We start from the raw sequence: 21,703 nt of genomic DNA on the forward strand, positions 1-21,703 counted from the left end.
GCACTCACACCGCAGCGGTTGCCCGCCACTCGTCGGTGCGATCGGGGCTCGCCTCGGCCAATGCCTTCAACGTCGCTTCTCGATCGAAGTCCTTGCCGTACACCGGAGTTCCCGGCTGCTGACGCCAGGAATCGTCGATCGTTCCCGCATCGACGGGATCGAAGCCCAACTGATTGATCAGATCGAAGACGACCTGCTTGTTCGCGTCGTCGTCGCCGGCGACGGGTAGCGCAATGCGCCCCTCTGCACCTTCGGGAAGCCCCTTCTCGAGGAGATGCTTCCACCAGATTCCGTTGAACGCCTTGAACACCGGTACACCCAGGTGTTCCTGCACCCATCCGCTTTCGGTCTGTCCGTCCTCGATGGCGGCGATCAGACCGTCACGCTGTTGCGGGTAGTAGTTGTTGGTCTCGATGACCGGGGCACCGGCGACCGCACCGCTGAGAATCCCCGCCGGTAGATCAACCACGTTCTTCTGCGGAATGCTCACGATGACCAGCTCGGCACCCTCGGCGGCCTCGGTGCTGCGGACTGCCTTCGCACCCGTCTCGGCTTCCAGTTCTGCAAGCGTGTCCGGTGTCCGCGAGTTCGAGACGCGCACGTCGTGACCGAGCGCAGCGAGCCTACGTGTGAGCGTGCCACCGATCTGACCGGCTCCGATGATTCCGATGCGCATGATCCTGCTCCTTCGTCGTGTGGAGTGGCGATCGCGCCACCGCTGCATTCGTCAACGACGAGAACGCACCGGGTCACTCCGCACCGGCCATTTCAACTCCCGTTGATTCAATCGGTTGACGAATCGAGTGCGAGTTTGATGCGAACACTGACCGGGTCGGTCTGCAATCCGCGAAAGGCAGAGGCCGTCAGCGCCGATCTGATCTTCCCCGACGCAAATGTCTTCACCCGCGCCGGCACGTCGTCGTCCGGCATGATCTGGGCCTGTCCGTCCACCCACTCGCCGCGGCGACGGATCCGAACCTTCGGCGTCGCAGAGATATTGGCACCCCACCCCGTGCCGGTGCCATGCTGCGCAATGACCCACGCCTCGTCACCGTCGTAGGTGATCGCAACGGGCACTCGGCGGGTCAGACCGGTTCGGCGTCCAACCGTCTCGATCTCGGTCATCAACGACGGCATCAAACCGATCCGATTCAATCCGGTGACCAGCGGATTGGCGAAATACTTCCCGACTGCGACTTCGATTCTTCGTTTTCGTGCAACTGACGTCGGTACCGGCATGTCGTTTCCTCTCCTCCGAAGCTGGTGCTCGAAGCAACAGCTCTATACCGCACGATATAACCACTGTTCGGGGAGTTTTGCCACCAAGAATCTCCGTCGATACCCACCACCTGCACACAACACTTGACTGTGTCTGTCGGTTACATCTAGTCTCAGATTCGTTCCTATACCGATCGACATACTGGGAGGCAGTGATGAACACACCTCGAGACGCCTCGTTGCCATGACCGGCCCGCAGACGCGTTGTCCGATCGCCGCAGCGCGTCGCAAGTGGGGAGTACCAAGAGAATCAGCGGCACCAGATGATTCGAACAGCACTGCGATTGCATACGATGGCGGGATGGCCGACTCCGATTCCCGCACTCTGATGCTGGTCGGCGCCATCAATGCCTTCCGTGAACACGGGATCGCGACGACCTCGCTCACCGAGATCGTCGAACGCTCGGGAGCTCCCCGAGGGTCGGTGTACCACTACTTTCCCGAGGGCAAAGGACAGCTGGCCGGCGAAGCAGTTGCCTACTTCGGCCGGGGCGTCAGTGCCGCCATCAGTTCGATGATCGCTCAGTCTTCCCCACCGGAGATCATCGACGCGGTTGTCACGATATTTCGAAACAGCTTGGTAGAGAGCGATTTCACCTCCTCCTGTCCGGTCGCAGCCGCGGCAGTGGAGGGCGCGTCGACGCCGGCGGCATTAACTGCTGCGGGCGAATCCTTCACCTCGTGGGAATCGCTTCTCACATCGTTCTTCTGGCAGCAGGGACAGCCGTCCGAGACTGCAGCACAGTGGGCAACCGTCGTGATCGCGTCAATCGAAGGCGCAACGCTGATGGCAAAAGCTCAGCACACCACGGCGCCTCTCGATCGCATCGGCGCTCACCTCAAGGCTCTGGTCTCGGCCCCGAGCTGACCAACCCTCTTTCTTCCAACCGCTGCTGCCGTCCGCGCAGGAGCAGAGATGGCGTACAAACATGTCTCACACACTTGCACCGGCGCCCTCGGCGCCCATGATGACCAAGTCACGTCGATTCACTGCGCTGATCTTCATCTGCCTCGCCGAACTCCTTGTCGTGCTGGACAACACAGTGGTCAACGTCGCACTGCCGACGATGAGCGTCGACTTGTTCGCCAGCGTCAGCGACCTGCAGTGGATCGTCGACGCGTACACGTTGACCTTCGCCGGGTTCCTACTCACTTTCGGCCACCTGGGTGACCGCTTCGGACGCCGCCGAGTGATGATCATCGGCTTGATCGGCGTCGGTGCGATGTCGCTCGTCGGCGCCTTGGCTTCCAACCTCGAACAGGTGATCATGGCGCGAGCCGCCATGGGTGTCTTTGCCGCAGCGGTCTTTCCGGCTACATTGGCCATGATCACCAACATCTTCACCGACGCCAGAGAACGAGCCATCGCCATCGCGGCCTGGACCGCAATGGCCGGCTTCGCGATTGCCATCGGCCCGACTGCGGGCGGCTGGCTTCTCGAGCACTTCTCCTGGCACTCGGTGTTCTGGATGAACGTTCCGGCAGCATTGTTGGTCATCGTGGGTGTGCTGCTGGTTGTTCCGGAATCGAAGGCGCTCCACGTCGGCCGATTCGATTTCGTCGGAACAATCTTGTCGCTACTGGGCATCGTCATTCTGGTGTGGACCATCATCGACGCACCACATCGCGGATGGGTGTCGACATTCAGCATCACGGGATACCTCTCTGCGACAGTGTTGTTGGCCGCATTCGTCGCATGGGAACTGCGCACCGACGCGCCGATCCTGAACATGAATCTCTTCCGAATCCGGCGGTTTTCTTTCCCCGCCTTGGCTATTGCTGTCAGCTACTTCAGCATGTTCGGATTCTTGTTCCTGATCACGCAGTACTTCCAGGGCGTTCGGGAGTACTCGCCGCTCGAATTCGGCATCCACTCTTTGCCTTTCGCTGCAGCTGTCGCCGTGGGCGCCCCAGTCGCCACCTTGGCGGCACAGAAACTCGGCACGACTGCAGTGATGGTGTTCGGCCTCCTGGTACTCAGCGGCGGGATGTACCTGGCGGGTCGGACGACCGTCGAGACGCCCTACCTCGGACCCGTCGTGATCTCGATGGTCCTCATGGGTCTGGGCCTCGCAATTGTCCAGGGACCGGCGACCGACTCCATCATGTCCTCGGTGCCCCTCGACGAAGCGGGGGCAGGTTCGGCAGTCAACGACACGACGCGTGAGCTCGGCGGGACCCTGGGCGTCGCCGTCATCGGTTCGATCGTCGCCTCGTACTACACGTCCAAGGTGGCTCCGATCGTCGACGCCATTCCCGACGCCGTGATGTCGGCGCAGGAGAAAGGCTTCGCTCGTGAGTCCGTGCTCAGCGTCATCGAAATCCGCTCCCGCGACATCAGTCCGCTCTTCGAGCAGCAGAAGGACAGTCTGATCTACACGATGAAGACCGCATGCCTGGAAGGCTTCGCCATCGCGTCGTACTTCACGGTCGGAGCAGCATTGATCACCGCTCTGCTGGTCGCGTTGTTGCTCCCTTGGAAGCCGGTCACGGAAGGCTCCATTCTCGGCAGTCTGACAACCAAGACCCCGAAGTAGCTACAAGGTTTCCCGATTTGTCCCAATATCAGCCCGCCGTTCCCCGATACTGGATTGACCGAGTGGTACCGACGACAACCCTGCTAGGGAGAATCTCGTGTCCATCACCAGTAGAAACAGCTCGCGACTGTCGGCAGCGGCGGTTCCGGTAGTACTGACGGTCGCCCTGCTCGCCGGATGCTCGTCCGATTCAGACACCACCTCGGCGCCCGAGCCGGTCGTCAGCGACGCCAGCCCGGGTCTCGACGCCGGGGTGCCGATCCCGGACGGGCAAATCGACGACGCGGTCGGGAAGCTCGACGACCTCGCGAACGATCTCATGGCAAGTTCCGGTGTTCCCGGCATGGCGGTGGCCGTGGTGCACGGAGGTAAGACTGTGTACGCAAAGGGATTCGGGGTTCGCGAGTTGGGTAAGAGCGCCACCGTCGATGCCGACACCGTGTTCCAACTGGCATCGGTGTCGAAATCGGTCGGGGCCACGGTGGTCGCCCACGAAGTCGGAATCGGGACCGTCGACTGGGACACTCCGGTGATATCGAAACTGCCGGGGTTTGCGCTTGCCGATCCGTGGGTGACCGACCACCTCACGATCTCCGATCTCTACACGCATCGGTCGGGGTTACCGGACCACGCCGGCGACGGGCTGGAGGACCTGGGCTACAACCGGGCCCAGGTACTCGAAAAACTTCGCCAACTACCGCTCAATCCATTCCGAATCACATACGAGTACACGAACTTCGGCGTCACAGCCGGTGCGGAGGCCGTTGCAGCCGCGGCGGGCACCGATTGGGAAACGCTGTCGCAGAACACGATCTACGGTCCGCTCGGTATGACTTCGACGTCTTCGCGGTTTGCCGATTACCAAGCCCGAGAAAATCGAACAGTCGGCCATATCCTCGAAGACGGAAAGTACAAGGTAGGGCCGGTTCGGGACGCCGACGCCCAATCCCCCGCCGGTGGAGTCAGCTCCTCGGTGAACGACATGGCCAAGTGGTTGGACATGGTGCTGTCTGGCGGTCGGTATCAGGGGCAGCAGGTCGTTCAGACGGATGCGCTCGTGCCCGCAGTCAACCCGGAAATCGTCTCGCGCCATGCGCAGGAAATCGGGGAACGTTCCGGCTTCTACGGCTACGGGTTCAACGTTTCCGACAGCGCGGCAGGCCGTGTGACCGCCAGCCACTCCGGCGCCTTCCTGCTCGGTGCCGGGACCAATTTCGTGACGATTCCCTCCGCTGACGTCGGCATAGTCGTTCTGACCAACGGCACGCCCACCGGCGTCGCAGAGACTTTGACCGCCGAATTCGCCGATCTGGTGCAGTTCGGGAAGATCACCCGCGAGTGGCGCCCGCTGTACGAAGCGTCCTTTGCCTCACAGGCCGACCCTGAGGGCGAACTTGCCGGGAAGACGCCGCCGGCCTCCCCCGCTCCCGCGCCACCGACAGACCAATTGACCGGCGACTACGGCAATCCGTACTGGGGTCCCGCGCTCGTGACGCAGCAGAACGGTGCGCTGACCTTGACCATGGGTCCCGCGGCCGCGACGTACCCTCTGACCCACTGGGACGGAAACACCTTCACGTTCCCGCTCAGCGGCGAGAACGCACCGGCCGGGACGGTCTCGAAGGCCACCTTCGACGGAAACTCGCTAACCTTGGAGTACTTCGATCACGATCATCTCGGTACCTTCATCCGGGCAACACCGGCCGAATAATCAGCCAAGGACACCCCATGAGTAGTTCGACAGCCACGGTGAACGCAATGTTCGCGGCCCTCACCGATTTCGACGTGGACGCCGCAGCCGAATTGATGACAGACGACATCGTCTGGCAGAACGTCTCGCTCCCCACCCTGCGAGGCAAGAAGACCGTCGTGCGAGCGCTACGTCTGGTCACCAAGCCTTCACTGAAATTCGAGGCGGAGATGCACCACATCGTCGGCGACGAGTCCACGGTGCTCACCGAACGCACCGACATCCTCACCGTCGGACCGCTGCGCATCGAGTTCTGGGTATGCGGAACTTTCGAACTGCGCGACGGCAAGGTCTGCGTCTGGCGGGACTACTTCAGTCTGCGAGACGTCGCGTGGGGCGTGGTGACCGCGGTCGGCCGCGCAGTCGTCGGGACCGGGACACGAAGTAGGCTTGCTCCGGCCTGAAATCACCTGCCGAAAGCGAGCGAACCTGCCATGTCCGAAAACACCACGCCTGACTCCTTCGACGCCGGATTGGCTGTGCGCACCGAAGTCATGGGGGCCGATTTCGTCGACGCCGCCTTCGAGCGCACCCGGGGAACGGACAGCGAAGAACTGCAGAACTTCGTGACGGCCAACGTCTGGGGTTCGGTATGGACGCGTCCCGGACTCGATCGCCGCAGTCGCAGTCTGATCAATCTGGGGATGCTGATCGCGCTGCGCGCCGAGAACGAACTCAAAGGCCACGTACGTGGGGCATTGCGAAACGGCTTGACGCGCACCGAGATCGTCGAAACCGTGATCCACGCGAGCGCGTATTGCGGCGCTCCGGCCGGACTGGCGGCGATGCGTGTGGTGCAGGAAGTTCTCGACAACGAACTGGGACCGCTGCAAAACTGAACAACTTCAAACCCAGGCATCTCCCCGTGCAGACCGAAGTCCGCACGGGGAGATCACTTCTCAGGAAGTGGGGCCGAACTCCTCGAGCATGTCGGTCACCAACTCGGCGATCGGCGAACGCTCACTGCGCGTGAGTGTGATGTGCGCAAAAAGCGGGTGCCCCTTGAGCTTCTCGATGACGGCCGCAACTCCGTCGTGCCTGCCCACTCGCAGGTTGTCACGCTGCGCGACGTCGTGCGTGAGGACCACTCGCGAGCCGGTTCCCAGACGAGAAAGCACTGTCAGCAGAACATTTCGTTCGAGCGACTGCGCTTCGTCGACGATCACGAACGAATCGTGCAGCGACCGACCGCGAATATGCGTCAGCGGCAACACTTCCAGCATTCCGCGGGCGAGAACCTCCTCGAGAACCTCTGGCGAGGCCAACCCGTCGAGAGTGTCGAAAACGGCCTGAGCCCACGGGCCCATCTTCTCGCTCTCACTACCGGGAAGGTAGCCGAGTTCTTGTCCGCCAACGGCATACAACGGACGGAAGACGACAACCTTGCGCTGAGTGCGGCGCTCGAGAACCGCTTCCAGACCTGCCGTCAGAGCCAAGGCCGACTTACCGGTGCCCGCCTTACCACCGAGAGAGATGATGCCGATGCTCTCGTCCATGAGGAGATCGAGCGCAATGCGCTGCTCGGCGGAGCGGCCGTGCAACCCGAACGCCTCGCGCTCACCGCGCACCAACTGGATGCGCTTGTCGGGAGTCACCCGACCGAGGGCGCTCGACGAACCACCGAGCAGGCGAAGACCCGTGTGACACGGCAGATCTCGCGCTTCGTCGAGGTCCAGGAAACCCTCGTTGAACAGCTCGTCGATGTCCGTCGAGGCGACGTCCAGCTCAGTCATGCCCGTCCATCCGGATGGCACGACGTCGTGAGCGTGGTACTCGTCGGCAGGTAGTCCCACCGCGCCTGCCTTCACGCGAAGCGGAATGTCCTTGCTGACGAGGACTACATCCTTGCCCTCCGCAGCAAGATTCAGCGCACACGCCAGAATCCTCGAATCGTTACTGTCCGTGCGGAATCCGACGGGCAGCACCGCAGGGTCGGTGTGATTGAGTTCGACCTGCAGTGTCCCGTTCTCGGTGCCGATCGGCACCGGACGGTCGAGGCGGCTGTATTCGATCCGTAGATCGTCGAGCATGCGGAGCGATTCTCGGGCGAACCATCCCAGTTCGTGGTGGTGCCGTTTGCCTTCGAGTTCACTGATCACGACCAGTGGGAGTACCACGTGGTGTTCGGCGAATCGAGTGACAGCCCATGGATCGGACAGTAGTACCGAGGTATCCAAGACGTACGTGCGAAGTGCATCTCCCGAATGATTCCCGGCTGATTGATCAGCCCGGGCCGAGTGGGCAGAGACGGAGCGTGATGCAGTCACGTTGGGCTCCTAGGTCTGCGCGGCACCCGCGCAAACTCAGCTCGCTGGGCCGGACGGCTCTGGTGTCAGGTGACGCTGTGTCAGCTGAAACAAGGGCCGGGCGCCGGCCCTCTCGTACTGAGTGTTTCAGTCACGATCAGAACCTCCCGCACAAGTAACTTCTGGTTACTCGTTACTGCCGACGGTACTGCGGATCGGACACTCGCGCCACGGAACGAGCCGCACATCTGGTGAACGCCAGGTAACAAAATGCCACTCGTGTGATTCGGCGTCACTCAGGACTCGATCAGACCCCACTTGGCGGCGCGCACCGCTGCCTGAACCCGCGAATTGGTTCCGGTCTTGACGAAGATGTTCTCGAGGTGGGTGGCGACGGTGCGACGGCTGACGAACAACTCCTCGGCGATCTCGACATTGCCCGCGCCCCTGGCCACCAATTGCAGTACTTGGATCTCCCGTGGGCTCAGATGGACACGATCGAGCGCCACCTGGTCCCCCACGACGCGCGAGCAGGCCGCGCTGGACGCCGCCACCACCTCGCGCACGCGGTCGACGACGCCGGAATCCGCGAAGCTCATGTGCAGCAATCCGGTCACCTCACGGCCGGAGAACCCCAATGCGACCGACGCGCCCTCGGCGTACCCGGACGGCCGCAGAACATCGGTAACCATCTCGACCTGCTCGAATCGTGGCACGTCCTGCCAGAACACGGGCACGCCCGAAGCCTCGCGAATGATGCCGAAGAGATTGCGATCGGCGACGAAGTCGTCGAGCAGGAACTCGAGCACCCTGGCGTCGTATCCGGAACTCGCCAGAGCCCGATGCCTTCCGCTCGACGGGTCCCGGTACGTGACCGCCGCAGCCGAGTACGCGAGTCCACGTGCGCGGAGTTCTTCGGCGCACAGGCCGAGAATGCCGTATGCCCCGGCCGCCGGCGATCGCGGCGCGAACATGTCAGGTCCAGCGCCGCGATCAGGCAGTACAGACGTCATCACACCAATCTAGCCAATCGTGTGAGCTAGGCCACCACCAGTGAACCGGCCGGCTTCCTGTCCGCCCACGGACGCACCGCTTCGAAGTTCGCGGCAGTCCGCAGGACCAGTGCGTCCTGGCGGTGGCGTGCGGCGATCTGCAGCCCCACCGGTCGACCGTCGGCGGTGAATCCGGCCGGCACGGTGATCGCGGGGGTGTTGAGCATGTTGTACGGGTAGGTGAAGAGCCAATCGAGCAACTGCTCACGCAACGACGCACCTTCGAGCCACGACGGCGCGAACTGACTGAGCGGGAACGTGGCCGAAGCCAAGGTCGGCGAGACCAACACGTCGTAGTCGTTCATGAACGCGGTCCACGTGTCCCACATGACGCCGCGGAATGCGTCGGCCCGCCCGACGTCGACACCGGTGAGCCGCTCGGCCTCGTGCATGATCTCGATCAGGTTGTCGTCGACCTCGCCGCGCTGGTTCTCCCAGTCGAGCAAGTCGTATTCGGAAGCGAAACCGGGAACCCAGATGCCGTTCCACATCGACTCCGACGGATTTCCCCACTGCGGGGTCGCCTCGGTGATCCGGGCACCCAATTCCTCGAATGCCGACAACGCGTCGAGACACACCGCCAGCACCTCCGGATCAACATGGCCGAGACCGAGATTCGTCGACCACGCCACGCGAAGGCCCTTCACGTCGCCCTTCGAGGCTTCGACGTACGAGGTCTCGGCACGCTCGATCGAGAGCGGGTCCGCATTGTCCGGCCCGGCCATGATGTCGAGCATCAGCGCGTTGTCGGCAACAGTCCGGGTGATCGGACCGTGATACGCCCAGTTGTAGAAGCGCCCGGCCAGGATGGTCTGCGGGATGACGCCGGTGGTCGGCTTCAACCCGACGACCCCGCAGAGCGCCGACGGGATACGCACCGATCCCGCGCCGTCACTGCCCTCGGCGAGTGGCCCGAGGCCTGCAGCCACGGCAGCCGACGCACCGCCACTGGACCCGCCCGCGCTGTTGCCGAGCTTCCACGGGTTGTGCGTCGGCCCGTACAGGTGGTTGTCCGTGCCACCGTAGTAACCACTTTCGGGAGTGTTCGTCTTTCCCAGGAACAGTCCGCCGGCGCCTCGCAGCCTGTCCACGACGACGGCATTTCCCGTCGCGATGTTGTCGGCCATCGGCTTCATCCCGAACGTGGTCGGCAGCCCGTCGACTGCCGTCAGATCTTTGATCGTGAACGGAACGCCGTGCAGCGGGCCGAGTTTCTCGCCCGCTTCCTGTTGCCGTGAGAGTTCGGCCGCATCGCGCGTCACCTGCTCGCGATCGAACTGGACTATCGCGTTGATCGACGGATTGACGGCGTCGACGCGCTGGATCATCGCTTCGGCAATCTCGTTGGGCGAGAGACTGTTCGACGCGACCGACGCCGCCATCTCGGTAGCGGAGAGCCAATGCAGATTCTGTTCGGTCATGGGGTTTCCTTCGCCGGAGGGGTGATGCTCTCAGGCTAGGAAGCACCGAACTCGGCCACCATCGGTCATGTGACCGATGCCACAATCCGCGACTGGAAAAAACCAGCGGCCCGGCCCCTCGAAAGGGACCGGGCCGTCGGTGAAGGAATTCCTAGACGTTCTTGCTGAGCAGGCCCCAGTTCTCGAGACCGTCGTACAGCGGAAGGTCGAGAGCGAGCTTGGCGACGCGCGCACGCAGCGCCGGCAGATCCGCGTTGCCGGCCAGAGCGGTACCGATGATGTCGGCGACCTCGGTGAACTCGGCATCACCGAATCCGCGAGTGGCCAACGCTGCGGTACCGATACGCAGACCGGAGGTGGTCATCGGCGGGCGGGGATCGAACGGAACAGCGTTGCGGTTGACCGTGATGCCGATTTCGTGCAGAAGGTCCTCACCCTGCTGGCCGTCGAGCTGCGAGTTACGCAGGTCCACGAGCACGAGGTGGACGTCAGTGCCGCCGGTCAGGACGCTGATGCCCTGGTCTGCGACGTCCTTGTTGCCCAGACGCTCGGCAAGGATGCGCGCACCGGAAAGGGTGCGTGCCTGACGATCCTTGAACTCTTCACCGGCAGCGATCTTGAAGGTGACTGCCTTGGCCGCGATGGCGTGCATGAGCGGTCCACCCTGCTGACCGGGGAAGACAGCGGAGTTGAGCTTCTTGGCCCACTCTTTCTTCGCCAGGATCAGGCCCGAACGCGGACCACCGAGGGTCTTGTGGACGGTCGAGGAGACGACGTCTGCGTACGGGACGGGCGACGGGTGCAGGCCTGCGGCAACCAGTCCGGCGAAGTGAGCCATGTCCACCCACAGGTACGCGCCGACCTCGTCGGCGATCGCACGGAACGCCGCGAAGTCCTGCTGACGCGGGTATGCGGACCAACCGGCAACGATGACCTTCGGCTTCTCGGCGAGGGCGATCGAGCGCACCTCGTCCATGTCGATGCGGTGATCTTCCTTGCTGACGCCGTAGGACGCGACGTCGTACAACTTGCCGGAGAAGTTGAGCTTCATGCCGTGCGTGAGGTGACCGCCGTGTGCAAGGTCGAGGCCGAGCAGCTTCTCACCCGGGTTCATCAGTGCCATCAGAACAGCAGCGTTGGCCTGTGCGCCCGAGTGCGGCTGAACGTTCGCGAACTCTGCACCGAAGAGTTCCTTCGCACGGTTGCGCGCCAGATCCTCGATGACGTCGACGTGCTCGCAACCGCCGTAGTAACGACGTCCCGGGTAGCCCTCGGCGTACTTGTTGGTCAGGACGCTGCCCTGAGCCTGCAGAACCGAGCGGGGAACGAAGTTCTCCGACGCGATCATCTCGAGCGTGTCGCGCTGACGAGCCAATTCACCAGCCATCGCCTCGGCGACTTCGGGGTCGAGTTCGGCGAGTGATGCAGAGTTGACGTCGGAGCCGGGCACAGCGGTCATCGAGGAATCTCCAAGCTGGATGCGGAAACGAATGCGTCCAGTCTACGAAGTTCGCTCCCGCCGTCTCCACCCGGCACTAGGCAGCACGCAGAGAGCTGGGGACCAGCGGCTCGTCGAGCAGCCTGCGGAAGCGTTCGGTGCGCTCCGCGCCCACCGGCACCTCGTCCAGCCAGCCCCCGAGCAGCCGGTATCCCTCGACATACGTGCTGGTGTATGCCCGCCACAGCGGCGAAGACAGGAACTTGAGCGATTGGCGAGCGCGTTCCGGCGTCGACAGCGACCACCGTTCGAGGAACAGCGCCACGTCGTCGAGGCTGCGCCCCTCGTCGTGCAACATCAGCGCCGCATCCTGCCGGACACTCAGCAGTTGCCCCGACGCGGCGGAGAGCCGTTGCGCCTTTTCCCCGTCGAAAGACAAGCCGAGATCGGCGTAGATGTCCTGCGCCCACAAACCCCAGTCCGGGCCGACAATCGCTTCCAGCGCCAAATCCGCGAGGCCTTCGGCCATGATGCACTGCGGCGTGTTGACCAGGAACAGTGTCTGCTCGAGCTGGCCCGAACCGACCAGACCGGCTTCCTTACGGCAATGCTCGGTGTGATGGCCGGGGTAGGACTCGTGCGCGATCAGCCGCGGCAGGTTGGCCATGAACTGCGGCAGATCCGAATTGATCGCAACCTTGGAGCGGTAGTCACCGAGGTAGTAGTTGAAGCCGGACCACGGCTTGTCCCCCACCACTTCGTATTCGACGGTTTCCGACGCGGGAAGCCCGAACGTGCCGCGGACCAGATCGCGCAGCGCACTCGACATTGCCTCGACGCATTCGTTCAGTTTCGCCGCGGGGATCTCGTCGGCCTTGCGATGGGCCTGCACCCGCTCGGCCAACGGTCCCGGACCGGGCAGAACTTCACCCATCAACCGGTGAGCGTCGCTGTAGGCGTCCTCGTTTCCCTTCTCGATTCGGACGTCGAAGTACGCCTCGACCTCGTCCACGAAGCCGATGTCCTCACCCGCGAACTTGCGCCCGGAGCATTCCAGGGCGCGAAGGTGTACGTCGACGAAGTGGGAGCGTTCGGCATTTAGACCACTTCCGGCCAACTCGCCCCGCAATTCACGTGCCGTGCGGGCAAGTTCACGCGGATCGGGCTTCGGGGCGCTCTCGATCTGCTTTCGCAGCGCCGGGTCACCGGTGAACGCGTCGACGAACCCGTCTTCGAGACGGTCGAAACCCAGTCCGAGCAGCAGGTATTGGCGAACAAGTGTGTCTGGATCCATAACGACCGAGCCTAGTCGCTCGCTCCGGAATGCCACCCGGCGAAAGTCCCGGACGTGGCACCGAGCACAATCCGACTATGCACTCGGATCGTGCGCACACGCGCCTGGCTTGCTCGCATAGCTGTTTCGTCCGCCGGGCCCCGGGTTCACTACGTGCCGGTGAGCTGGGCTGATGGCGCGCACCAACGAATCGAGTCCCTACGTCGAGTTCGACCGCAAGCAGTGGCGGACACTGCGTAAGTCGACGCCACTGGTGTTGACCGAGGACGAGTTGTACGGCCTGCGTGGTCTCGGCGAGCAGATCGATCTCGAAGAAGTTGCCGAGGTTTATCTCCCCCTCGCACGTCTGATCCACCTACAGGTAGCGGCACGCCAACGACTGTTCGCGGCCACCGCGACCTTCCTCGGCGAGAAGCATCCCGACCGTCAGGTGCCCTTCGTCATCGGCGTCGCCGGTTCGGTCGCGGTCGGAAAATCCACGACTGCTCGTGTGCTGCAAGCTCTCCTGGCCCGCTGGGATCACCATCCGCGCGTCGACCTCGTCACCACGGACGGATTCCTCTATCCGACCAGGGAACTCCAGCGTCGGGGCATCATGCACCGCAAGGGTTTTCCCGAAAGCTACGATCGCCGCAAGCTGTTGCGCTTCGTCACCGAAGTCAAGTCCGGGGCGGAAGAGGTAGCGGCACCGGTCTATTCGCACACGTCGTACGACATCATCCCGGGCCAGTACCACCTGATCCGCCAGCCCGACATCCTCATCATCGAGGGCCTCAACGTCCTGCAGACCGGCCCGCGTCTGATGGTCTCCGATCTGTTCGACTTCTCGATCTACGTCGACGCCCGCATCGAGGACATCGAAGCCTGGTACATCCAGCGGTTCCTCGCGCTACGCAACACGTCGTTCGCCGATCCGAACGCTCACTTTCACCACTACTCCGGCCTCTCCGACCGTGACGCGACCATCGCGGCGAAGGAGATCTGGAACTCGATCAATCACCCGAACCTGGTGGAGAACATTCTCCCCACCCGTCCCCGCGCAACCCTGGTGCTGCGCAAGGACGCCGACCACACGATCAACCGGCTGCGGCTGCGCAAGCTCTGAGACGGCTCAGGCGCCGAACCGGCGGTGGCGCGCCGCGTAATCGCGCAAGGCTCGAAGAAAGTCGACTCGACGGAACTCGGGCCAGTACGCCTCGGTGAACCAGATCTCCGAATAGGCGCTCTGCCACAACAGGAATCCGGAGAGCCGCTGCTCGCCGGAGGTGCGGATCACCAGATCCGGATCGGGCTGTCCCGACGTGTACAGATGCCCGTCGATGCCGTCGACCGTGACGGCCTGGATCAGTTCGTCTCCGCTCAGGCCCGCACCGATCTTGTCGCGCAGGAGCGATTGGACGGCGTCGGCGATCTCCTGACGCCCGCCGTATCCGATCGCGACGTTGACATGTGTCCCGGTTCGGCCGCTCGTCCCCGCCGCCGCTTCCCGCAAGCGCCTGGACTGCTCGGGAGGCAGAAGATCGAGAGCACCGACGATCTGCACACTCCAGTTCTTGCCGGGCCCGGAGATCTCTTCGACGACGTCGGTGATGATTTCGAGGAGGGTGTCGAGCTCTTCCGGCTCGCGGCGCAGGTTCTCGGTCGAGAGCAGGTAGATGGTTGCCATCTCGATTCCGGCGGCGTCGCACCACTCGAGCAATTCGGCAATTTTGAGCGCGCCCATGCGGTGCCCGTGACTGACATCGGTGAAGCCGTTCTCGCGAGCCCATCGCCGATTTCCGTCACACATCACGGCTACGTGCCGTGGGTGCGCGAGACCGTCGAGATGACTGAGGAGTCGTCGCTCGTAGATGCTGTACAGCAGTCCGCGCAGATTCACCGTGACATCACCATGGTGTCAAAGACTACGCCCGGCAGTGACAGCCACATGCGAGCGCCGTCACGCTTTTTGTACGCGTCGAAAACCCGCAGGTAGGTTATGCTACTGATGCGTAACCTACGGTACCGTAGGTTACGCGGTTTGCAACAGTACGGAACGAGAGGGGTTGCACATGACGGCATTCGGGCTCGACGAGCTTCCGGTCAAACCACGCATGCGCGGTTGGATCCATCTGTGGGCGCTCGGTGTCTCCGTCGTCGCGGGCATCGTTCTCGTCTCCGTAGCCGGCGCTCAGGTCGGCGCCAAAGCGGCTTGGGCAACCGCGATCTACAGCGTCACGATCTGCGGCCTCTTCGGCATCAGTGCGACGTATCACCGCATCCAGTGGCAGACGGTCAAGGGCCGTACGTGGATGAAGCGTGCGGACCATTCGATGATCTTTCTCTTCATCGCCGGCAGCTACACACCGTTCGCCATGCTCGGCCTCCCGACTCACACCGGCAAGATCATCCTCGCGATCGTGTGGGCAGGCGCGCTCGCCGGCGTCGCACTCAAGATGCTCTGGCCCACCGCCCCGAAATGGGTGGGAGTCCCGCTCTACCTGCTCCTCGGTTGGGCGATCGTTCCCGTGGTCGGTGAACTGACGCACCAGGTCGGTGTGGCGCCGATGGTGCTGCTGCTCGTCGGCGGAATCTTCTACAGCGTCGGCGCAATTCTGTACGCGACGAAATGGCCAAACCCGTGGCCCACGACGTTCGGGCATCACGAGTTCTTCCACGCCGCGACGGTCGTCGCAGCGATCTGCCACTACATCGCGGTATGGCTCGTCGTGTTCAACTGACTCGCCAGTTCCACCACCGTCGTCACCGGCCGATCACACACGAATCCCCGACAGATGTACGCGGCTTCACCTCCGTCGACGAGGGGTCGATCTGCAAGCAGCGGTGAAGAATCCGGCGCTCCGCCGACAACCACTGCACCACCCGGGGCAAGCAGCCGGGCATAGGCCAACAGCGAACCTTCCCCGACGACGGCCACCTGTATCGGACCACGCAACGACGCTTCCGCCACCGCGAGCCAGTGCCCCGCCGACCGAGGCGCACGCTCGAGCGGCAGCGTGGCCCTCGCCAGCGCGTCCGCCGCGGCCTGGGCGTAACGAGAAGAGCGCTCGGCATCGGTCAACGCCGCTGCGGTCAACAGAGCCTCCGCGACGCTCGACGCACCGGACGGCGTCGCGCCGTCCAACGGGTCTCGGGGCCGAGTCACGAGCGACTCCGCGAAATCGGCCGTGTCGAACCAGCTTCCCGGCTCGGACGGATCAGCGAAGTGGTCGACAGTGACGTCGAGCAACTGCTGCGCCGCATCGAGCCACCGCGCCAATCCCGTTGCCTGGTATAGAGCCAGGAGGCCGGTGGCCAGCATTGCGTAATCCTCGAGCACGCCCGTCGGGGCGCCGACAGCCCCGCCGAGGGAAGCGCGACGCAAGTGACCGTCCACCAGGTGAAGGTCGAGAAGAGCGCCTGCGCACTCGGCCGCCGCGGTGATCCAGTCGGGTCGGTCCAGGGCAAGTCCGGCTTCCGTCAAGGCCGTGACGGTCAGCCCGTTCCAGGCCGTCACCACCTTGTCGTCGCGGCCGGGCTGTGGACGCTGAGCCCGGACGGCGCGTAGAGCGTCGGAGATCGTCTGCCAGCGCGACCAGTCGTCGGGGTCACGGGGCAACTGCAGTACCGACGCACCCTCTTCGAAGGTTCCGGTATCGGTGACCCGGAACAACTCCGACGCCCACTGCCCGTCCTCCGCGCCGAGTACCTCGACCAGCTGCGTCGGCGTCCATACGTACGTGAGGCCTTCGACGCCGTCGGTGTCGGCATCGAGAGCCGAAGCGAAGCAACCGTTCTCGGTCAGCAGATCGGAGAGCAGGAACCTTGCGGTCTCCTCGGTGACGCGAGTGGCGAGGTCCGATCCGGTGCGCCGCGCCCAGTGCGCGTAGAACCGCAGGAGCAGCGCATTGTCGTAGAGCATCTTCTCGAAGTGCGGAACCACCCACTCGGCATCGACCGAGTACCGCGAGAAACCGCCACCCAACTGGTCGTAGATCCCGCCACGTGCCATTGCTTCGGCGGTGCGCTCGATGCCGCCGAGGATCTCGCCCGAACCCGTTCGCTCGTACTGTCGGAGCAGCCCCTCCAGTAGTGCCGACGGTGGAAACTTCGGTGCCCCACCGAATCCCCCGCGCGGGACGTCCTCGTCGCCGAGGATCGACCGACCCGCCGCGTTCAGCAGCTCGGCGTCGATGGGTGCTCCGCCGTACGGAATCCCGCCCGACGCGCGCTGAAGTTCCGTGACGATCGACTGTGCCGCGTTGTCGACCTCGTCGCGCCGATTCGTGAAGGTGTCGGCTATCGCTTCGAGAAGCTGTGTGAACGACGGCATTCCGCCGCGAGGCGTCGGCGGGTAGTACGTGCCGCAGTAGAACGGTGAACCGTCGGGAGTCAGGAAACAGGTCATGGGCCAGCCGCCCTGGCCGGTCATCGCAACCGTCGCATTCATGTAGACGGCGTCGATGTCGGGACGTTCTTCTCGGTCCACCTTCACACAGACGAAGTTCGCGTTCATGACGGCCGCGATCTCGTCGTTCTCGAACGACTCGTGCGCCATGACGTGGCACCAGTGGCACGCCGAGTATCCGATCGAGAGGAGGATCGGCACGTTGCGCTCGCGCGCCCACTCCATCGCTTCTTCGCCCCACTGTTGCCAGTGGACCGGATTGTCGGCGTGCTGACGCAGGTAAGGGCTCGAGGACCCACCCAGGTTGTTCCGCATCCGTGGGTCCATCGCCGCTACCTCGTTCGTCTCAGGATTCTTGCTTGGGCTTCTTCTCGGTAGAGACGTTGGGATCCGCCGGGCTCGGAGCAGTGATAGCTCCCCGGTCGGTGCCTTCGTCTGCCTGCTGATCGAGTTCGGGATGATCCGGTTCGAACGTCTCCGGCAGCTTCTTGAGCTGGCGGTTCATCGACCGAACCAGGAGGATCACACCGATGAGCAGCGCAAGAATCACCAGCAGGCCGACCGGAGACGACTTTCCGAACTCCGGGCCGGATGGGTTACTGGGCGTCTGAGCAAGAAATTGTGTGGTGCCGAGAACTACCTCGGCGGACAGAGCATTCACTTCTGAGCGTCCTCTTCGAGACCTGCGAACAGGTCGGTTTCCGGAATGGACGTGGTGACCCGCGTCTTGGCGAGCTCGAATTCCTCGGTGGGCCAGATCTTCTGCTGAATGTCGAGCGGCACAGCGAAGAACGAACCGTTGGGATCGATCTGCGTCGCGTGTGCGCGCAGAGCATCGTCACGCTGGGGAAAGTAGTCGCCGCACGTGACCTGAGTGGTCACCCGGACCATCATGTCGCCGCGTTCGGTCTTCCACTTCTTGAGCCAGTCCGCCATCGGGAACGGCTCTCCGCGACGCTCGTACTCCTCCTGGAAGAGTTCGAGGCGCTTACGGATGAATCCGTGCGAGTAGTAGACCTTCTTGATTTCCCACGGCTGACCGTCCTCGGGGAAGTACTCGGGATCGGCGGCGGCTTCGTAGGCTGCCATCGTCACCTCGTGGCACCGGATGTGATCCGGGTGCGGGTATCCGCCGTTCTCGTCGTACGTCGTGACGACGTGGGGACGGAACTCGCGAATCACCTTGACCAGAGCGCGCGTCGACTCTTCGAGCGGAACGAGGGCGAAGCACCCTTCGGGCAGCGGCGGAAGAGGGTCGCCCTCGGGAAGCCCGGAATCGACGAAACCGAGCCAGCGCTGCTTCACGCCCAGGATGCGAGCGGCCTCGGCCATCTCCTCCTGGCGAACTTCGCTGATTCGATCGCGGACACCGGGAACGTCCATGGCCGGGTTGAGAATGTCGCCACGCTCACCCCCGGTGAGCGTCAGGACCATCACTTCGTGGCCTTCGGCTGCATAACGGGCGGTGGTGGCCGCACCCTTGCTCGACTCGTCGTCGGGATGGGCATGGACGGCCATGAGCCGGAATCCGCTCACGTGTTCGTTCACCTCAACTTCACCTGTAGCCGTTGCCGGCAGTTCACCTGTAGCCGTTGCCGGCAGTTCACCTGTAGCCGTCACCGGCAGTCTTCGAATCACACGCTGTGCACCGCTCGGATTACTCCGGGCCGTTGCCGTCAAACGTACCGACTGCCGACAAACCTACCGACGGCGCGACGGGATACGTCCTCTATAGTTCCACCCGAGAGTTCCTGGCGCAGCCGTGACCCCTTCGGTAATCCGGCGGGACACAGTCAGTTGCTGCACGACACGCGAACTCGAGTCTTCGAGAGCAGAGTGATGAGCAAACCGCTTCCCCAAGATCGGTACCCGAGCACAACTCGCACGGGCAGTCCCCGCAAGTGGATGGTGTGGGCTCTGACCGCTCTCGTCATCGTCGTAGGCGGCGGAATCGCGTACTACGCGTACGGAAAATTTGCGGTCAAGGAAATCGAGACCGAGACCATCTCGTTCGACATCGCCAACGACTCCACGGTGAAGATCCGTTTCACCGTCACACGCGACGACTCGTCGCGTGAAGCGATGTGCATCGTGCGCGCACGCTCGAAGGACGGCTCCGAAACCGGTCGACGTGAGGTCTACGTCCCGTCGTCGGAACATCAGACCCTCGAGTTCAACACCGAGGTCAAGACGTCCCAGCCGCCAGGCATGGCCGACGTCTACGGCTGCAGCTTCGACGTTCCGGAGTACCTGACCAAGAGCTGACCTCGGAACGCACCCACCCTGCCGGACGTTTGACGCCGGACAGGGCGGGTAGTCATGCGTGATAGAATTGCCCGATACACGGTTCCGGGTGGAACCGTGTATTGCTGCATTGACGCAAGGTTTGACGGCAAGGTTGCATCCCTGGTGGTGCTTCTGTGTCGTTGTTCGCTGCTGTTGCAGCGATCGTCGAGGGAGCCCCCGGCTCCGACTACTAGGGAGTGATCGAGATGACCGAGACCCAGGTGACCTGGCTTACCCAGGAATCACATGACAGGCTCAAGAACGAACTCGACCAGCTCATCGCCAATCGCCCGGTCATCGCCGCCGAGATCAACGAGCGTCGCGAAGAGGGCGACCTGAAGGAGAACGGCGGCTACCACGCTGCCCGCGAAGAGCAGGGTCAGCAGGAAGCCCGCATTCGCCAGCTCCAGGAGCTGCTGAACAGCGCAAAGGTCGGCGAGGCCCCCACTCAGTCCGGTGTCGCACTGCCCGGATCCGTAGTCAAGGTCTACTACGACGGCGACGAGAGTGACACCGAGACGTTCCTGATCGCTACCCGCGAAGAAGGCGCACGTGACGCCAAGCTCGAGGTCTACTCGCCGAACTCACCGCTGGGCGGCGCGCTGCTCGAAGCCAAGGTCGGCGACACGCGTGAGTACAACCTGCCCAACGGCAGCACCATGAAGGTCACGCTGCTGAGCGCGGAGCCTTACCACAGCTGATCGGCTGTACCAGCTCTGAAAAGAAGCGCCACCCGACTCGGTCGGGTGGCGCTTCTTGCTCTGTCGACGCTCGCCGTTTCCTGCCCACTCACACCACGCGGCGAGCCTTCATGCCGGCGAAGATCGGGCCGACCTTCACCACGTCGCCGAACGTGGGTGCGTGAAGCATCTGACCGTTGCCGACGTAGATCGCCACGTGGCCGGGGCCGCCTGCCTGCCAGTTGCCGAACAACAGGTCACCGGGCTGCGCCTGATCCAGCGGGATCTCGACGCCGACACCCCACTGCGTCTCCGAGGTCCGGGGCAGAGTCACCCCGGTGGCCGCGTGGATCGCGTACGACGTCAGCCCCGAGCAGTCGAACCCGCCCATCGACGGCCCGTTGATGTTTCCGCCACCCCACACGTACGGCAATCCGAGAAACTTCAGACCGGCCTCGACGACGCCGCCCACCGCTGCGGCGAGGTTGTTGTAGTCGAAGGGCGCAAGCATCAGGGCGAACGAGTCCTGCAACGATTTGATCTGGGCGACGAACGGAGCGGCGACCGCCTGCTCCGCAGGAACCTCGCCCGACTTGTCTGCCGGAACGCCGCCCGCTTCGCGAACTGCGTCCGGCCCGACGTCGTAGGCAGCGAGCGCGAGGTCGACGGTATCGCCCTCGACCTCACCGGACTTCTGCCAGGACTGCGCTTGCTTCACGAGATCGCACAACCGGTATCCGGTTGTCATCACCGGATCGGCAACGCCCAGGATGTCCATCTTTCCGTCGCCGTCACCGTCCTTGCCGTATGCCGTCCACGCTGCGGTGGTGAAGCGGCCAGGCCCGCGCCCACCTTCCGGTGAGATGTCGGTATCGGGTCCGTACTTGAATCCGTTCTCGACCGAGTACAGCGAGGCGATCACCGCGGGCGTGATCTCCGAGCACAGAGCACCGGCCTTTTTGATCCACGGCGCGAACACTGCCACCGCTCCCACGGGCGCCAATGTCGCTCCCGGAAAGTTGGAGGGTACGGAAGGCACGATTCCCTCAGGTGTGTCCTGAGTTCGTGCCGGTCCGTTCCAGGCTGCAAGTGAGACTGCAGCATTCGAAGACTCGTTCTTCTCGACTTGTGCGGGCGCTCCGAGAGTTCCACTCATCACGCCCAGTGCGGTGCCGATCGACACAGCGATCGCCAGGACACCGACTGCCATCCGAACCTCCGATAAACCTCTGAAAATCCATGTACGTGGTCGTACCCGAAACTTGTCGGTGCGAACATCTACTCTTTCGAACATGCATTCGACACGGCTCAGTCTCGCGACTCCTGTAACCAAT

Annotated in this window: 21 protein-coding genes; 9 read left to right on the forward strand and 12 right to left on the reverse strand. The window is 63.4% G+C overall.

The annotated features are described in order from the left end of the window. Window positions 1–4: 4 nt before the first annotated feature. Together RHP72_RS20485 and RHP72_RS20490 are read right to left on the reverse strand one after the other, a co-directional pair. Window positions 5–724, reverse strand: coding sequence for an NADPH-dependent F420 reductase (locus RHP72_RS20485; protein ID WP_082661311.1), 720 nt, complete (start codon window positions 722–724; stop codon window positions 5–7). A 59-nt stretch (window positions 725–783) separates the two neighbouring features. Then, window positions 784–1,239 (reverse strand): nitroreductase family deazaflavin-dependent oxidoreductase, encoded by a 456-nt coding sequence (locus RHP72_RS20490; protein ID WP_042920867.1) that lies wholly within the window; start codon window positions 1,237–1,239, stop codon window positions 784–786. Window positions 1,240–1,579: 340 nt separating this feature from the next. Between RHP72_RS20490 and RHP72_RS20495 the strand changes: the two genes are divergently transcribed. The 5 genes from RHP72_RS20495 (at window position 1,580) to RHP72_RS20515 (ending at window position 6,404) form a co-directional block, all read left to right on the forward strand. After that, entirely contained in the window at window positions 1,580–2,146 is a 567-nt protein-coding gene (locus tag RHP72_RS20495) for a TetR/AcrR family transcriptional regulator (protein WP_003945239.1), read from the forward strand. Window positions 2,147–2,243: 97 nt separating this feature from the next. Next, window positions 2,244–3,815, forward strand: coding sequence for an MFS transporter (locus RHP72_RS20500; protein ID WP_050656893.1), 1,572 nt, complete (start codon window positions 2,244–2,246; stop codon window positions 3,813–3,815). 97 nt (window positions 3,816–3,912) lie between these two features. Next, window positions 3,913–5,526, forward strand: a complete 1,614-nt coding sequence (locus RHP72_RS20505) for a serine hydrolase (protein WP_311093757.1) — start codon at window positions 3,913–3,915, stop codon at window positions 5,524–5,526. 17 nt (window positions 5,527–5,543) lie between these two features. Continuing rightward, complete coding sequence (locus tag RHP72_RS20510) at window positions 5,544–5,969, forward strand: limonene-1,2-epoxide hydrolase family protein (RefSeq protein ID WP_007726363.1); 426 nt, start codon at window positions 5,544–5,546, stop codon at window positions 5,967–5,969. A gap of 30 nt (window positions 5,970–5,999) precedes the next feature. After that, on the forward strand, window positions 6,000–6,404 hold the full coding sequence (locus tag RHP72_RS20515) for a carboxymuconolactone decarboxylase family protein (protein ID WP_003945227.1): 405 nt from the start codon (window positions 6,000–6,002) through the stop codon (window positions 6,402–6,404). A 60-nt stretch (window positions 6,405–6,464) separates the two neighbouring features. Here the strand turns inward: RHP72_RS20515 and RHP72_RS20520 are convergent, their stop codons facing one another. The 5 genes from RHP72_RS20520 to RHP72_RS20540 all read right to left on the reverse strand — a co-directional run bounded on the left by RHP72_RS20520 (window position 6,465) and on the right by RHP72_RS20540 (window position 13,016). After that, window positions 6,465–7,832 (reverse strand): PhoH family protein, encoded by a 1,368-nt coding sequence (locus RHP72_RS20520; RefSeq protein ID WP_007726365.1) that lies wholly within the window; start codon window positions 7,830–7,832, stop codon window positions 6,465–6,467. A 275-nt stretch (window positions 7,833–8,107) separates the two neighbouring features. After that, window positions 8,108–8,824: a LuxR family transcriptional regulator gene (locus RHP72_RS20525; protein WP_007726367.1), complete on the reverse strand. Its 717-nt coding sequence runs from the start codon at window positions 8,822–8,824 to the stop codon at window positions 8,108–8,110. A gap of 26 nt (window positions 8,825–8,850) precedes the next feature. After that, a complete protein-coding gene (locus RHP72_RS20530; protein WP_311093758.1) occupies window positions 8,851–10,284 on the reverse strand; it encodes an amidase family protein in 1,434 nt (477 codons plus the stop codon). Between the two features lie 151 nt (window positions 10,285–10,435). Then, window positions 10,436–11,743, reverse strand: a complete 1,308-nt coding sequence (gene glyA / locus RHP72_RS20535; protein WP_003945195.1) for a serine hydroxymethyltransferase — start codon at window positions 11,741–11,743, stop codon at window positions 10,436–10,438. Window positions 11,744–11,819: 76 nt separating this feature from the next. Next, window positions 11,820–13,016 carry a hypothetical protein gene (locus RHP72_RS20540; RefSeq protein ID WP_007726370.1) on the reverse strand — a complete coding sequence of 399 codons (1,197 nt, stop codon included), beginning with the start codon at window positions 13,014–13,016 and terminating at the stop codon, window positions 11,820–11,822. 172 nt (window positions 13,017–13,188) lie between these two features. Here RHP72_RS20540 and coaA point away from each other — a divergent pair, with 172 nt between their 5' ends. Continuing rightward, a complete protein-coding gene (coaA, locus tag RHP72_RS20545) occupies window positions 13,189–14,121 on the forward strand; it encodes a type I pantothenate kinase (protein WP_003945270.1) in 933 nt (310 codons plus the stop codon). Window positions 14,122–14,127: 6 nt separating this feature from the next. On the opposite strand, the gene RHP72_RS20550 is transcribed toward coaA, so the two are convergent. Beyond that, window positions 14,128–14,895: an isoprenyl transferase gene (locus tag RHP72_RS20550; protein WP_003945211.1), complete on the reverse strand. Its 768-nt coding sequence runs from the start codon at window positions 14,893–14,895 to the stop codon at window positions 14,128–14,130. Between the two features lie 172 nt (window positions 14,896–15,067). On the opposite strand from RHP72_RS20550, the gene RHP72_RS20555 reads away from it, so the two are divergent. Next, on the forward strand, window positions 15,068–15,736 hold the full coding sequence (locus RHP72_RS20555; protein WP_003945269.1) for a hemolysin III family protein: 669 nt from the start codon (window positions 15,068–15,070) through the stop codon (window positions 15,734–15,736). Here the strand turns inward: RHP72_RS20555 and RHP72_RS20560 are convergent. From RHP72_RS20560 to mca, 3 genes are read right to left on the reverse strand one after another with little or no spacing between them, the layout of a single operon-like run. Beyond that, window positions 15,703–17,730 carry a thioredoxin domain-containing protein gene (locus tag RHP72_RS20560; protein ID WP_311093759.1) on the reverse strand — a complete coding sequence of 676 codons (2,028 nt, stop codon included), beginning with the start codon at window positions 17,728–17,730 and terminating at the stop codon, window positions 15,703–15,705. The genes RHP72_RS20555 and RHP72_RS20560 overlap by 34 nt on opposite strands. Window positions 17,731–17,749: 19 nt before the next feature. Then, on the reverse strand, window positions 17,750–18,064 hold the full coding sequence (locus RHP72_RS20565; protein WP_003943283.1) for a hypothetical protein: 315 nt from the start codon (window positions 18,062–18,064) through the stop codon (window positions 17,750–17,752). Next, a complete protein-coding gene (mca, locus tag RHP72_RS20570; protein ID WP_007726383.1) occupies window positions 18,061–18,939 on the reverse strand; it encodes a mycothiol conjugate amidase Mca in 879 nt (292 codons plus the stop codon). Before mca ends, RHP72_RS20565 begins: the two co-directional genes overlap by 4 nt. Before the next feature lie 303 nt (window positions 18,940–19,242). Here mca and RHP72_RS20575 point away from each other — a divergent pair, with 303 nt between their 5' ends. Together RHP72_RS20575 and greA are read left to right on the forward strand one after the other, a co-directional pair. Beyond that, a complete protein-coding gene (locus RHP72_RS20575; RefSeq protein WP_007726384.1) occupies window positions 19,243–19,668 on the forward strand; it encodes a DUF4307 domain-containing protein in 426 nt (141 codons plus the stop codon). A gap of 227 nt (window positions 19,669–19,895) precedes the next feature. Next, a complete protein-coding gene (greA, locus tag RHP72_RS20580; protein WP_007726385.1) occupies window positions 19,896–20,390 on the forward strand; it encodes a transcription elongation factor GreA in 495 nt (164 codons plus the stop codon). A gap of 88 nt (window positions 20,391–20,478) precedes the next feature. Here the strand turns inward: greA and RHP72_RS20585 are convergent, their stop codons facing one another. Beyond that, window positions 20,479–21,579, reverse strand: coding sequence for a bifunctional lysozyme/C40 family peptidase (locus tag RHP72_RS20585; protein WP_003943296.1), 1,101 nt, complete (start codon window positions 21,577–21,579; stop codon window positions 20,479–20,481). Window positions 21,580–21,703 lie beyond the last annotated feature (124 nt).

This window comes from Rhodococcus sp. SG20037, from assembly GCF_031763325.1.
In the GTDB taxonomy this organism is placed as follows: domain Bacteria; phylum Actinomycetota; class Actinomycetes; order Mycobacteriales; family Mycobacteriaceae; genus Rhodococcus_F; species Rhodococcus_F qingshengii.